At 34.2% G+C, this 13920-nt stretch carries 13 protein-coding genes; 3 read left to right on the top strand and 10 right to left on the bottom strand.

The features are described from left to right. Nucleotides 1-115: 115 nt before the first annotated feature. From LRP84_RS13290 to LRP84_RS13280, 3 genes are read right to left on the bottom strand one after another with little or no spacing between them, the layout of a single operon-like run. Nucleotides 116-586 (bottom strand): S26 family signal peptidase, encoded by a 471-nt coding sequence (locus tag LRP84_RS13290; RefSeq protein WP_230575519.1) that lies wholly within the window; start codon nucleotides 584-586, stop codon nucleotides 116-118. After that, nucleotides 573-845, bottom strand: a complete 273-nt coding sequence (locus LRP84_RS13285; RefSeq protein WP_230575518.1) for a PqqD family protein — start codon at nucleotides 843-845, stop codon at nucleotides 573-575. Before LRP84_RS13285 ends, LRP84_RS13290 begins: the two co-directional genes overlap by 14 nt. Further along, nucleotides 842-1636 (bottom strand): hypothetical protein, encoded by a 795-nt coding sequence (locus tag LRP84_RS13280; protein ID WP_230575517.1) that lies wholly within the window; start codon nucleotides 1634-1636, stop codon nucleotides 842-844. The genes LRP84_RS13285 and LRP84_RS13280 overlap by 4 nt, the downstream gene beginning before the upstream one ends. A 594-nt stretch (nucleotides 1637-2230) precedes the next feature. On the opposite strand from LRP84_RS13280, the gene LRP84_RS13275 reads away from it, so the two are divergent. From LRP84_RS13275 to LRP84_RS13265, 3 genes are all read left to right on the top strand, one after another. Next, nucleotides 2231-2449, top strand: coding sequence for a hypothetical protein (locus tag LRP84_RS13275; RefSeq protein WP_230575516.1), 219 nt, complete (start codon nucleotides 2231-2233; stop codon nucleotides 2447-2449). A 285-nt stretch (nucleotides 2450-2734) separates the two neighbouring features. Continuing rightward, nucleotides 2735-4561, top strand: a complete 1827-nt coding sequence (locus tag LRP84_RS13270) for an ABC transporter ATP-binding protein (protein WP_230575515.1) — start codon at nucleotides 2735-2737, stop codon at nucleotides 4559-4561. Between the two features lie 37 nt (nucleotides 4562-4598). Next, nucleotides 4599-5723 (top strand): nucleotidyltransferase family protein, encoded by a 1125-nt coding sequence (locus LRP84_RS13265; protein ID WP_230575514.1) that lies wholly within the window; start codon nucleotides 4599-4601, stop codon nucleotides 5721-5723. Nucleotides 5724-6121: 398 nt separating this feature from the next. Here the strand turns inward: LRP84_RS13265 and LRP84_RS13260 are convergent, their stop codons facing one another. From LRP84_RS13260 to LRP84_RS13230, 7 genes are all read right to left on the bottom strand, one after another. Continuing rightward, nucleotides 6122-6466, bottom strand: coding sequence for a helix-turn-helix domain-containing protein (locus LRP84_RS13260; protein ID WP_230575513.1), 345 nt, complete (start codon nucleotides 6464-6466; stop codon nucleotides 6122-6124). Between the two features lie 481 nt (nucleotides 6467-6947). Next, nucleotides 6948-8099, bottom strand: a complete 1152-nt coding sequence (locus LRP84_RS13255) for a DegT/DnrJ/EryC1/StrS family aminotransferase (protein WP_230575512.1) — start codon at nucleotides 8097-8099, stop codon at nucleotides 6948-6950. A gap of 11 nt (nucleotides 8100-8110) precedes the next feature. Then, entirely contained in the window at nucleotides 8111-8746 is a 636-nt protein-coding gene (locus LRP84_RS13250) for an acetyltransferase (protein WP_230575511.1), read from the bottom strand. Next, complete coding sequence (locus LRP84_RS13245; RefSeq protein ID WP_230575510.1) at nucleotides 8743-9357, bottom strand: sugar transferase; 615 nt, start codon at nucleotides 9355-9357, stop codon at nucleotides 8743-8745. The genes LRP84_RS13250 and LRP84_RS13245 overlap by 4 nt, the downstream gene beginning before the upstream one ends. A 127-nt stretch (nucleotides 9358-9484) precedes the next feature. After that, nucleotides 9485-9658: a YwzD family small protein gene (locus LRP84_RS13240; RefSeq protein WP_230575509.1), complete on the bottom strand. Its 174-nt coding sequence runs from the start codon at nucleotides 9656-9658 to the stop codon at nucleotides 9485-9487. A 120-nt stretch (nucleotides 9659-9778) separates the two neighbouring features. Beyond that, on the bottom strand, nucleotides 9779-10828 hold the full coding sequence (gene galE / locus LRP84_RS13235; protein ID WP_230575508.1) for a UDP-glucose 4-epimerase GalE: 1050 nt from the start codon (nucleotides 10826-10828) through the stop codon (nucleotides 9779-9781). A gap of 267 nt (nucleotides 10829-11095) precedes the next feature. Next, nucleotides 11096-13516 (bottom strand): right-handed parallel beta-helix repeat-containing protein, encoded by a 2421-nt coding sequence (locus LRP84_RS13230; protein WP_230575507.1) that lies wholly within the window; start codon nucleotides 13514-13516, stop codon nucleotides 11096-11098. Nucleotides 13517-13920 lie beyond the last annotated feature (404 nt).

The following is a 13920-nucleotide window of genomic DNA, read 5'->3' as shown; positions in this document are numbered from 1 at the left end:
GTTCTATAAAAAGAACTTATATAAAATAAAATTATCACTTTACCTTTTCTAAGTCAATTAGTAAACGGAATTTTCAGATAACATTTTCTCAAATATTAAGTTCATTATAGTGAACTTAATATTTGCTCCATATCCTCAATCTTGTCCGTAAGTCAAGATATTTTTTACAACCCCTTGGCAAACTAGGGAAGGTTAAGACAATACCTCCCCATAATTGAACTATGAAACCTTGGGAATTCAGTTGAAATTTCTTTTTTTTAATGCAAACTAATTTCCCTATTAATTGAGATTTTTTTATAGGGGAGTCAACAGAAACATTCGTATCTCCCTTACATACATAATAAATCACACCGTTTTCCACAAAATTATAATAATATCTGTGTCCTATTAACTGCCCTTGATTCGATACGAATAATAAAACTTCACCTTTTTTTAATGTTTCATTACTACCTAAGGGGATAAACCTACAAATATCCCCCTCTTTAATCAGAGGATACATGCTGACTCCAGAGGAAGGAATATCAACCCATCCTTGCTTTTGAAGCAAATATTTTATACCTGAAACTGGAAGGCTATGCTCTTTCATCCTGGATTAAACCTATCCCTTTTAATTCTTCTAGAAAAACCAATGCATCTGATCTTGCTGTATTTAAATCAACATCGTAGTTATCTGCAATATTACAAATGATGTCTTCAAGCTCTCTTTGTCCTCTTACTTCCTCTAGAATATAAGCACCGATAGCATTTACTTTTGTTACCGTAAAATTTTCTGTATCCATGACAATCCACTCATTATCAATTTCTACAATATTTATGTTTTTTGTACATTCGTATTTTAGATTCATGATATCATCTCCCAAAAGCTATCATTTTTTTGAAAATACATATTGTAAACTGGAATTTTTTCTATTAATTGTTTACACATATCCAATAGTTTTGCTGTTTCTAAAGAGTCATGGTGCCAATAAAAAATTTTATCCATTATTCCTAACATAGCGTCTGACTTTTTCACTGGTAAAGCTTTCACATCCAACGATTGAATTAGAAGATAAATTGACGAAAGATGACAAGATTGATGAACATAAGATGTCGTTAATTCACTTCGAAATGGAGAATCAAACACTTTAATTTCATTCTCATCTATTTTCACAATAGTGGCTTCATCAGATAAAAGCGGTCTAGGGGCTGATAACTTAGCAACTGTCGATTTACCTGCTCCCGATTGACCACTAAATAAATAAGCTTTTCCTTGATGATCCACACAAGATGAATGAATTAACAGTCCCCAACGATTATGGACGATAAAAGCGCTATATAGATTATGTAAAGCGTGTTTTAAAGCTAGTTCATCATAAACCAAAATCGTTGCTTCATTATATGTACTGTTAACATCTATGAGATAATCAGCACGTTGGTACGTAATCTTGTCTGAATCGGAACAGATTTCTACATTATAATCCACAAAAGAAACTCCATAATTGTCTTCAATACGAATAGATAAATTTGGTGAGTTAATTTTTGCAACATGATTTCCTTCAGCAATTTGAAAATGTGTTTTTATCCAATCCATTAACTTTTCAGATGTAGAATAGATTGAAACTATATGTTCTCCTATTTGAACTAATATATTTTCCATAGCATGAACTCCTATATTTCATATTGGTTTCTGTGTGTAACAAAATTTAAATTCCTTTAATAAAACCTTACATAAAATTCTTTAAAATGAACTATTTAACCCTAATTTGTTCTATATAATGAATTTATTTTCATTTTAAACACTGATATTCTGTTTGTAAATATATTTTTATATGATTCAAAATAGATATAGCTACTGAAACATTCTTTGCTATCCCTTACTCTTTTCAACTTAGAAACTTACAAAATTCCCATATGGTCTGTACCCTTTCTTTAGTCCCTTCATTTCTTTTTTTAATCTAGCACCACGAATAAATTCTCTATTTTGCAGTAATGAAATACAAGTATAAAATGAAATTTCCATCAGTGGGTGGTTTTTCATCCTCATTGATGGAAAGTATGACAAAGCAGTACATTCCAGTAGTATCTATTCCACATATATTTCCTTTGATTCCTGACAACCTTGATATGGGAAATAATTACTTATCAATATAATAAAAAATTCAGAAAATATCATTTTATGTATCTTTACTTCGCATCGCGCGTTCTTTATAATGAACAACAAGCGCTACATTTTATTTTAGGGGGTAAAACGATGAAGACAGAGAATCAAAATAGAAAAAAATCCTATACTCGTCCTATGGTATTAAGCACTCAACCTATTCGCTTTGAAACCGCCCAAAGCTGGAACAAAGGGCATGGTAATGTAGATCACCCAGGACACGGAAATGGAGGAATACACTATCCAAACCCTCCATACACAGGTCCGCGTCCTGGGAACGGCGGTGGCCATGGCGGTGGAAAAGGCAATTAAATAATAAAGTGAAACTTCCGTCAGTGGGGAGTTTTTTTCATCCCCCACTGACGGCTAGTTGAACCAATCGAGTTTTTACAGGCAGTTATCCCCCACCTATCTTCTTTGCTTCTCTCTGAATCTTGAGGTGGGGGGCTTACTGCCCGTTAATGCGGGATAAATACATGTCTGCCAGAGTGTTCGTTGTTACCTTTACAATTGAATTCTCTGGCACAAACACTATCAGCTTTCATATCTATGACAGAGAATATATAAAAAAGAAAAAATATAAAATTAGGGGTTCATATGATCGGACGAAAAAAACAGGCGATACTAAATACAATGAAACAATACTTTACAATGGAAGACATACAAAAAACCTTTTCCTTATTAAGGCCTTATATTATGAGACATCGCATAGCGTATATGGTTCTCCTTTTCTTGCTATTTATTGATATCTTCCTTACTTTAACGTTCGCTTGGCTCTTTGGAAATATTTTGGACGCAGCTGTAAGAAGCGACTTTCAGCGTATAAAATGGCTAGTTCCGCTAGCATGTATCCTAACATTCATGAGTATTACATCAAGTTTTTTTGATACTTACTTCGAATCTGTTGCAACAAACGGTGTGAAAAGAGATTTAAAAAAACAGTTATTTAAACATATATTACTGCTCCCTGCCAAAGATGTTTCTAACCTCCGTTCAGGAGAATTATTATCTCACTTTACTAATGATATTCATAATATTAATGGCGTTATAGGAAGGAGTCTTATTAACTTAATTAGACTTCCTCTTATTTATATTACTGTTTTTATTTATTTAGTTTATATCAATTGGAAATTAGCTTTATTAAGTATATTAGTTGCGCCTCTCGCAGCACTATCAGGTGTCGTTTTCGGCCTACTACTTCGGCGAAATAGTCGACTCATACATAGCCTACTAGGTACTATGAATAACCTGCTTAACGAAACTTTTCTTGGCTTCTCTGTGATTCGTTCGTTTACAATGGAAAAATTGCTATATGAAAAATTCACCAAGCAAAATCAACAGCTATATTCTCTAGAATTAGATAACACAAAACTAGGTGGATGGTTTTATGCAGGCGGACAAGCTGTAAGCTCCTTCACATTTCTTATCAGTCTCTGTTTAGGCGCATATTTTGTTTCAGATGGAGTCATGTCAGTAGGCTCGTTATTAACCTTTATCAATCTAGTTAATCATTTAGTATATCCGTTAACAGGACTAGCAGGTCAATGGGCAGGCTTTCAAAGATCAATTACAGCAGTAGAAAGGCTCCTAAAGATTTTGGAATTACCAACTGAATCTACGGATGTAGCAACCTATTCCCCAGCTAAACCAGTGGTAAAGTCAATCCAGTTCCAAAACATCACGTTTAGCTACGATGAACAACAAAAAATATTGAATCATTTTAATTTACAGATTCACGCAGGGAAAGTAACTGCAATTGTTGGTTTAAGCGGTGCAGGGAAAACAACTCTATTTAATTTACTGCAAGGTTTTTATAAACCGCAATCTGGCTGCATTTTGATTGATGATATAGCAATTGAAAACCTCTCTCCTTCTGAACTAAGAAGTTCAATTGCCCATGTTCCTCAGGAAACCTTCCTTTTCGGAGGAACAATAAGGGAAAACCTTCTATTAGCACGTCCAGGTACTACTATTACAGAGGAGGAAATGATCGATTCTGCAAAGGCCGCTAATATCAATGAGTTTATTCTATCTCTGCCGAATGGATATGACACAGAAATTGGCGAAAGAGGTATAAAACTGTCCGGGGGACAAAAACAGCGAATTGCCATAGCAAGAGCCATATTAAAAAATGCACCTATTCTCTTGTTAGATGAGGCGACATCTGCACTAGACAGCAAAACTGAACAGCAAGTACAAACAGCTTTAGATCGATTAATGATGAATCGAACGACACTTGTCATCGCACACCGATTATCAACGATTCAGAATGCAGATTTCATTATTGTAATGGATGAGGGAAAAATTGTGCAAACAGGATGCCATGAGGAACTCGTAGTAAAAGACGGATTGTATCGTAACTTATATCATATGCAAGTTTCTCAACAATCAAAAGAAAACAATGCTATAACTTTAAATGCTTAAATTGACATTGACCTAATGTAGAAAGGTGCTGAAACCCTTGATTGTTCATTTAATACAAGCATTATATAATCCACAAATTCCTGTACCAACTGACGAAGAATTTTATAAACAAGCCATGGGGGATATTGAGTTTTTTGAAATTCACTCCCAAATTTATTATTTATTAAAACAACAGGAGATATTTCATCAAACACCTCTCTTTTTCCAAGAACAGTTAACTCAAAAATACAACGAATCATTATACCTAAATTTATTCATTAAAAATCAAACAGAACAAATCCTAAACAAATTTGAGGATATTGGAGTTGATGTTATTCCACTTAAAGGTGTGGTATTTGCTGAAAAATATTTTGGTCACATAGGCGCTAGATCTACATCAGATATTGATTTGTTAATCAAGGCACACAATCTAAATAAAGCGATTGATTGCATAAAATCACTAGGGTTTACAGTTGAAGAAGAATATATCCCTTCTCATTTCCATTGTAGCCTTAGTAAGGTATTGCCTGGCTCAACAATTCCGCTAACTGTTGAAATACATTGGGATCTATTAAAAGAAAACACATCTAATCTTCAAATAGAAGAATTTTGGAACCAAGCAAAATCTTTAAAACCGTATAATCATATAAAAGAACTATCTGATTACCATACCTTTTATATGATTTGCCTCCATGGCTGGAAGCACAATTTGAATTCTTTGAAGTATTTTATAGATATGATTCAAATGATATACGTGTTACATGACAAACTAGATTATGCTGTTTTATTTAAAGAAGCAGCTTCTCACAAAACTTTAAAGAGAATTATTAGAACTTTAGCGATTGTCTATAATTTGTTTCCACAATTAGAAAATGTAAAACAGCTCCCTTCCAAAAGAAGAGACAACTTGTGGTGGGAATACAAAGCAATCAGAGACAGGGATTTTAAATCATTTAAACAATACATCAATTTTGCTTACTTCAACTTTTTAGATTTTGATACAATCGAACATTGTCTGATAGCCATATACAGCTGGATACTGCCTTCTAAAATAGAACTCTCTTTCGAATTGGAATCAAATAGTACGGAGAGGCACCTTTTCTTTGAATATGTAAGGTTATATAAAAAGAGGGGAGATAACTTTTTACACACAATATTACGTCGCCAGAAAAGCGAAAAGTAATAAAAACTCTATTTTATAAAAATAAAACTTTCATCAGCGGAGGTTCATCCTTTAGGAATTAAAATCAGCCCAATCAGGTACATGCCAGCAGTTTATTCCCCACCTAACTTCTTTACTTTCTTCCGAATTCTGAGGTGGGGTATTACTGGTAAGGTTAACAATAAAAAAACGCTTACAATTTTACATGAAGTAAAATTCACCATATTCAATCTAAAAAGATAGAAGTAAAAAAACAGGCAGAGTGCTACTGTCAACATAATGAAACAACTTTAGTAAGACACGTTTAGGCGGATAAGAAATTCGGGTTGTCATAAGGGGAAGCCTGCAATTTCTATATGGAGATAAGTTTTGCAGCACACTACATAACATAAAATCCGTAATAATAACGAAAACTTCCCTTACTTGTTTACTCCTGAATTCTGCCATTTAATGAAATCTATTAAAATTTTATATTCCCGAAGCTCCTCTTTATCAACCCCTGCTTTTTTTAATTCATAAACAAAATCAATCCACTCTCTTTCAATCTGCTGTTTCTTTTCCACATTTATTTTTGTTTCGAGTAATGTATTGAGATCTGCCTCCAATACCAATGCTATCTTTTCCATCACTTGGATAGACGGGTTTTGATTTATATTTCTTTCAATATTGCTTAAATAAGATTTGGAAATTCCAGCCCTTTCTGCTAGTTCAGATAAAGTAAGTCCCCTATTTTTTCGAAATCGATAAATATTTTTTCCAATCATTCGTTTATACTCCTCCTTAGCCCCATTTTTTCATATCATACAATTCTATATAAGGGAAACTAAGATTTACCCTTCTTCTAAAAACTGTTAAGATATAAAAGGTTGATGTTCATAAAGTATTTTTGTAACAAGAAACTTAATTCTAAAAATAGAAATGTACAATTATCATAAATAAAATTATTAAAAAATAGCAACGTAAAACAGCTAATGTGTTACACATCATTGAATACATACTTCTTTGCGCTCATAAAGTTTACCAAGGAGGTTCAGCACTATGTTTTCACTGTTAACACTTTCATATAAAAAGGCAAAGCGCAATTACCATAAGATTATGTATACTTATAATCACATTCTTTATAAAGATTGCCTTGATATTCAATTAAAGGAAAAGTTCTATAAAAGAAGACAACATCATGAGAAAAAGATGAACCTATAAAAGGATCTTTTGAATGTCCACATACCATTCAAAAGGTCCTTTATTTTATAAGACGTTTTTGATACATTGAATGACTCTTAGTTGATCCTCATCCGTCATGTTGGAACTAGAAGGCAGACAAATCCCCATTTTAAATAGCTGTTCAGACACATGCTCATTCTCACTATGACTATAATATTTCATTCCTTCAAAAAGCGGCTGCATATGAAGCGGTTTCCAAACAGGACGAGCTTCAATGTTTTCTTCGGCCAAGAATCCCAATAGTGATTCTATAGATATACCTGCTTCTTTTTCATCAATCGTTAAAGTTGTAAGCCAACGATTTGAGTAAGTATTTTCTAGTTCGGGCATAAAGTGAAACCCAGGTATATTGGATAATTCTCGGTAATACCGCTCAAATATAAATCTTCTAACCTTAACTCTCTCATCTAACACCTCTAATTGAGCCCTTCCAACACCCGCCAATATATTACTCATTCGATAATTATAACCTATCTCGCTATGTTCATAGTGCGGTGCTAAATCTCTTGCTTGAGTTGCTAAAAACCGAGCTTTCTGTAATGCCTCAACATCATCAGAAACAAGCATTCCCCCACCAGAAGTTGTAATAATCTTGTTGCCGTTAAATGAATAAATACCGAATTTTCCGAATTTTCCACTTGGTTTTCCTTTATATGTAGAACCAAGGGATTCTGCTGCATCCTCAATTACAGGAACATCATATTCATTGCATAATGAAAGAATTTCATCCATTTTCGCACTCTGTCCATATAAGTTAACAACGATAACGGCCTTTGGCAATTCCCCTTCTTTATGAGCATCACTTAACGCACATTCCAATGCTTGAGGCGACATGTTCCAGGTTTCCGGCTCTGAATCAATAAATATAGGTTCAGCTCCTAAATAAACAATTGGATTTGCACTTGCTACAAAAGTAAGACTTGAGCAAAACACTTTATCCCCTTTTTGAACATCTAATAGCCGCAGTGCCAAATGAATAGCAGCAGTGCCTGAACTAACCGCTGCAGCATCCTTAGCTCCAACAAAAGATGCAAGTTCCTTTTCAAAAGCATCTACATTTGGACCAAGAGGAGCAATCCAGTTTGTATCAAATGCATCTTGAATATATTTTTGTTCATTACCGCTCATATGCGGAGAAGAGAGATAGATTCGTTTTTTTTGTTGTGTCATTACCATTTTTATCACCCCTAGTAACTTACTTCATTGATAATTTTGGCTGGAATACCAACAGCAGTACAATTAGGTGGAATATCATTTATTACAACAGATCCTGCTCCAATAATAGACCATTCTCTGACTTTGGCACTTGGAATCATAGTAGCCGCTGCCCCTATATGTGCCCCTTCTTCTATGATGACAGAACCTGTAAGTGTAACGTGAGGAGAAATATGCACAAAATCACCTACTATATTGTCGTGTTCAACGACAGAACCTGTATTTATAATGACATGATTGCCAATTTGAGTATCGGCATTTATCACTACATTGGGCATTACAACTGTACCGTTTCCTATCTTAGCACTAGGACTGACAACGGCTGTTTTATGTATTAACGTGGCGTAATAATTTTCTGATAAACACAATTTTTCGACAATTAACTTTCTAACTTTATTATCCCCTATCGCGATAACAAATTTTATTTGATTAAAATAATTAATCATTTCGTGTGCAGTTGAAATCGGCCCAAAATAAATATTATCTACAATAGCTATATCTTCATATCGATCATCTAAATATCCAACGATTTCATATTCATTGTTTGATAAAATAATATCCCGTACGACCTTGCTATGACCACCTTGTCCAATCATTACAATTTTCATTCGCTCCCCTCTCTTACAGCTGATTTTGTACCCGTAAAACGTTCCATTGTTACGTGACCAACTTGGTTTATTCCATCTGATTTAAACACTTTTATTACTGTAAGAAATAATATTTTCATATCGAATAAAAAGGATTGATGATTTACATACCATACATCTAATTCAAATTTCTCTTCCCAAGTAATCGCATTTCTCCCATTCACTTGGGCCCACCCAGTAATTCCCGGTTTTACATGATGTCTTTTAGCCTGTTCATTAGAATATAAAGGTAAGTATTCCATTAATAATGGCCGCGGTCCTACTAAACTTAGATTACCTTTTACAACATTTATAAGCTGCGGCAATTCATCTAAACTATATTTTCTGAGAAGTTTCCCAAATGTGGTTAACCTAACTTGATCAGGTAAGAACTCACCATTATTATCTCTTGCATCGGTCATTGTACGAAATTTGTAAAGATAGAATGGTTTTCCATATAGCCCAGGGCGTTGTTGTTTAAATAGTATAGGAGATCCTATTTTCAATCTAACAAGGATTGCCACTACAAGAATAACGAAAGAAAAAAACAATAATAACGACAAAGAAATAACCAAATCAAAAAGCCGCTTCATTAGTGATCATACTCCTAACCCAGATTCTTATTAATGCCTTTTCACAGATAACTAGTATGAAAGGCTTTTGTTATGCATTTAATATCATTTCACAATAAATTTTAGAAACAAATTTTTTAATCGCCTCTTACTTTTTAAAATTTATAGATTCTTTCGATGTATGTGTAATCGAAATGAGTTGTTGCTTAATTTCTTCTATTAAATATTTTGCTTCTACATTTTTTGATTCTTGACCTCTTTTGTATATATACATGAGTATCTCTTCAAATTGTTGTTGAGTTAATTTTTCAGAAATGTTCATGTTTAACCCCGCTTTCACAAAATATAATTGAATATAGAAAGTTCGGCTGCTTCCAATTAAGTTGACATTTACTTTCTACTATTAAATGTTAAACAAAGTAAACATCACCAATAATTATTTTTATTCTCTAACACCATTTACCGTTAGTGTATCAACTTCTTCCTTATAACCACTTGGATTATTTGACTGCCATCTCCATGAATCTTCACACATCTCTTCGATTCCTTTTTCAGCAACCCATCCCAGCTCTAGTTTGGCCTTTGTTGCATCTGCATAACAAATAGCTATATCACCCGGGCGACGATCTACAATTCTATATGGAATTCCCTTACCTGATGCTTTTTCAAAGGCAGTAACCATTTCTAATACACTATAACCATGACCAGTTCCCAAATTATACGCTTCTACCCCATTAGAACCCAATACCTTTTCAAGAGCTCTCAAATGTCCAATTGCAAGATCTACAACATGTATATAATCTCTCACACCTGTACCATCCTGCGTTGAATAGTCATTACCAAAAACGCTTAGCTCATTTAGCTTTCCAACAGCTACTTGCGTAATGTATGGAATAAGATTATTTGGAATACCACTTGGATCTTCTCCGATTCGTCCGCTTTTATGCGCTCCAATCGGATTGAAATAACGTAAAATAGCAACGCTCCAATCATGGTCAGACACATACAGATCACGTAACATTTCTTCGATCATCTGTTTCGTGCGCCCATAAGGGTTCGTTGCTCCAAGTGAACATTCTTCAGATATAGGTACAGATTCCGACATTCCGTATACAGTAGCCGAAGAACTAAAGACTATTTTTTTTACATTGTACTTTTTCATGACTTCGCATAGTCTAAGAGTGCCTGTAATATTATTTTCATAATACCAAAGTGGCAAGGAGACTGACTCACCAACTGCCTTTAATCCTGCAAAATGGATTACAGCATCAATCTGATTTTCAGAAAAAATGGAATCTAATGCAGCCTTATCTAATAAATCTGCCTGATAAAATATAACATCTTTTCCTGTAATTTCACGAACACGATTTAAAGCTTCTGGCTTGCTGTTTGAAAAATTGTCGACTACGATTATCTCATATCCAGCATTCAACAACTCTACGCACGTATGAGTTCCGATATAGCCTGCTCCACCTGTGACTAGGATTTTCATATATTCTTCCTCCTCGTTATCATGTATCCTTTTCATACATTTTTTATTGAAGCACGACCAACTTTTACATTAGACATAAAAAAGCATCCCGGTTCGTTATTATAAAATAACGAATTGAGATGCTTTTTAGTTTCTTCACGCCTTTCCGATTGAGGAAATTATCTAAAACAACGGCTGACTCTAAGAACTCAGAAGTCTAAATATAATAATAAAGCCAATATGTTTATAAAAACATAGCGGCTCTCCTTTTTCTATATGAATCCCCACTTAATTGATGACAGTGTTGTCTATCAACCTAGTACTTGTGTTTATATCAGTAGACACATTATTAAATACACACCGTGCTATTGTCATCGCTTTTTCTTTCGTTAACCATCGTAAGCTAACTAAAGTGTCTTCTAAATAACCATGTGTAATGATGGAAACTACAGAACTATCTGTTTTCCTAATAATAGAGTTCAAAAATGTACTACGATTATTTACAACGTTCCCTTCAAAATTTATGCCCACATTTTGAAATAAACAATTGTCCGCATTTATTTTTCTCATATATTGGGCATTGTTGGAGCCTAATGATATATCTCCACCGATTCGGCTAGTTTTTGCTCTTAAGAACTTGCCGTTGCTTATATTACAACATTCCAAATCTGCTGCGCCTTCTATCAAAGTCAATCCTTCTACTGTGATAGGCCGTCCAGCGTAATTGGCAGGTGGCTTGATGCTGATGTCATAGTTCTTAACTGTAATATTCTTAAGAACCCCACCTGTCAAAAGCACTGAAAAATTTTGTGCTACAGTATTATCATTTCTCCAATCCCTTTCAACTGTAATATCTGAGATATAGCATCTACCATAATCATATCTGCTTATATTGAATCCTGCTTTTCCTACGTCTGTTATCCCTACTGGTGATCCATTTAATGTTTCAGATACTTGAAAACTTGTTGATGTTATGTTTACGGTATAATACAGCTTATCCACACTGATTCCAGCAGGAACTTTACCAACCCATTGTTCAAAACATATCTTTGCACCATTTCCCATTCCGTGCGGAGAACTATAAGTAAATGTCCCGGTAGTGACATTTACGGTAGGAGTTCCAAAATACCCATAGATGCTAGAAGCGAAAAATGAACCGTCCTTTATTTTACAATTTCTAACGACTGCTCCTTTAATATCCTGTAACTTTATATTTCCGTTATTACATACCGCTCCATTGACAAAATTATCTCCTTTAACAACGAGTTCGCATCCGATGAAAGTGTTGTTAAGATATTTGATATACCAGTTATCCTGATAAGAACTAACGCCTCCAACATTAGAGCCTTCAAATATATTATTTTCCAAAACTACATGAATACCATCAGCATTTACAAAGTGCCCGCGTGCATTATTGTAAATGTAGTTATTGTAAATATAGATTCTAGTATTTAATTCAAATCCCGATTTATTTAGTTCAGGCCGCCATGTCGGTATATTGCTTTCAGACCACATAGACTCAATATCTACCCCAAACATTGGAGCAATTCCATCTGTTGTAATACCATCCTCAGCTTTGCCGATAAAATAGATTTTATTTTCAAAGATGTAGGTATCATTTGAACCACCAAGAGTAATACCCTGCCTTCTGCAGTTGTGGATATCGCAGTTATGAATGTAAATATGCGACCCCATCTGTTCTTGCGTATAGTCAGCTGGATTAAGTTTATATTCTAACCAGCCCGTGGAAACAGCATCGCCAGTACAATTACTTATTTCTACATGATCTATTTCAACATAGTTTGAACCCTTTATTTCTATACCTTGTCCCCATTCATGTGTATAGTTCTGACTGTCGACTTTTGCATTAATTTGCGCAATTTGGGTATCACTTAAAGGCGATGATGTAATATCAATAACAAAAATCATCTTATTGACATCTTCTATTGGAGCAAACCATCCTCTTCCTGTTGGAGATGCTGGAGCGAATTGTCCGTTTGTTCTGAATCCGACTAACGTACTAGGAGAAACGACGCCTTTATATTGATAAAAACTATATCCCGTAGTAGTTACTCCAGGAATAGACCATAATCTAAATGATTTCAGGAGTCCAGGATTTTCATATCTGTCCACTATCTCACTACGGATAAAATTAGGATTATTATTTAATGAACCATCGGAATTTACCCCTCCCCTAACAAACTTCACACCTATTTCATATATATGCGTCTTTTTGTCTCCGACTATTTTCCCACCGGAAATTCTAGCGTTCTTAATCCCTTTCACGTCAAATATCCGATACCAGGGTGATGAATTAGCTTCTAGCTGTAATAAGCATCCATCTGCCATTTCAAAATGCATGCCGCTTTGCATGACAATACATGAAAATGATGTACTATCAATCTTTAACTTATATGTGCCACTTGGCAATATAACATGATTATACCCTTGAGATTTAGCCCAAACTAATGCTTCATTTATTCCTGTTGTAGTGGCAGCAGAATTCGTCCCGTCATTTTTAATATTCCATCTAGTTAGTTCTAATACATATAAATTCGAAACGTTTCCTGCACTTGAGATTGAAGGCTTTTTGGGAATCCATTTTGATTTAGTGTTATCATAAGTTAACACATCACCATCGGCAGGAGACATAGTTGTTAAATCTACATCACTAATATCTCCAAGATTAGCATTTAAATAGATCGTCATACATTTACACCTTTCTCCTTTTTTCCTATATATTATGCTCCTATATATTAAATAGATTGGGTGTATGAGTTAGGATAAAAAAAGAAAAGTTCATTCTATGAATAGACTCTTCTTTTTCCCCTTTTGGTAAATTTATTACGAAGAGAAAATTTACCAAAAATACATAATATTATAATTAAAAATCACTTAGCTTAAGTTAATATGAGATTCCTTTACCGAGTTTAGACCGTTTCAATAACTTGCCCACAATATTTTTAAAAATCCCGAATAAATACTTAAACTCATCTGTTTTACGGAAGATGCACACATAGATTAAATTCGGCACTATCAGACAAACAATTCCTTTTAAAACTAAACCTAACAAATCATTTGACAATATAAAATTACTTATAAATCTTGTTATT

It is taken from the genome of Bacillus rhizoplanae, from assembly GCF_917563915.1.
Taxonomy (GTDB): Bacteria; Bacillota; Bacilli; order Bacillales; family Bacillaceae_G; genus Bacillus_A; species Bacillus_A rhizoplanae.
Note: the sequence above shows the minus strand (reverse complement) of the source record. Positions and strands in the feature narration are given on the sequence as shown.

What these genes read in the sequence shown, in the direction of transcription:
- LRP84_RS13285 (WP_230575518.1), bottom strand. Translation starts at nt 845, where the DNA reads ATGAATCTAAAATACGAATGTACAAAAAACATAAATATTGTAGAAATT.
- LRP84_RS13240 (WP_230575509.1), bottom strand. Translation starts at nt 9,658, where the DNA reads ATGAACATTTCTGAAAAATTAACTCAACAACAATTTGAAGAGATACTC.
- LRP84_RS13280 (WP_230575517.1), bottom strand. Translation starts at nt 1,636, where the DNA reads ATGGAAAATATATTAGTTCAAATAGGAGAACATATAGTTTCAATCTAT.
- LRP84_RS13290 (WP_230575519.1), bottom strand. Translation starts at nt 586, where the DNA reads ATGAAAGAGCATAGCCTTCCAGTTTCAGGTATAAAATATTTGCTTCAA.
- LRP84_RS13275 (WP_230575516.1), top strand. Translation starts at nt 2,231, where the DNA reads ATGAAGACAGAGAATCAAAATAGAAAAAAATCCTATACTCGTCCTATG.
- LRP84_RS13255 (WP_230575512.1), bottom strand. Translation starts at nt 8,099, where the DNA reads ATGGTAATGACACAACAAAAAAAACGAATCTATCTCTCTTCTCCGCAT.
- LRP84_RS13260 (WP_230575513.1), bottom strand. Translation starts at nt 6,466, where the DNA reads ATGATTGGAAAAAATATTTATCGATTTCGAAAAAATAGGGGACTTACT.
- LRP84_RS13250 (WP_230575511.1), bottom strand. Translation starts at nt 8,746, where the DNA reads ATGAAAATTGTAATGATTGGACAAGGTGGTCATAGCAAGGTCGTACGG.
- LRP84_RS13245 (WP_230575510.1), bottom strand. Translation starts at nt 9,357, where the DNA reads ATGAAGCGGCTTTTTGATTTGGTTATTTCTTTGTCGTTATTATTGTTT.
- galE (WP_230575508.1), bottom strand. Translation starts at nt 10,828, where the DNA reads ATGAAAATCCTAGTCACAGGTGGAGCAGGCTATATCGGAACTCATACG.
- LRP84_RS13230 (WP_230575507.1), bottom strand. Translation starts at nt 13,516, where the DNA reads ATGACGATCTATTTAAATGCTAATCTTGGAGATATTAGTGATGTAGAT.
- LRP84_RS13270 (WP_230575515.1), top strand. Translation starts at nt 2,735, where the DNA reads ATGATCGGACGAAAAAAACAGGCGATACTAAATACAATGAAACAATAC.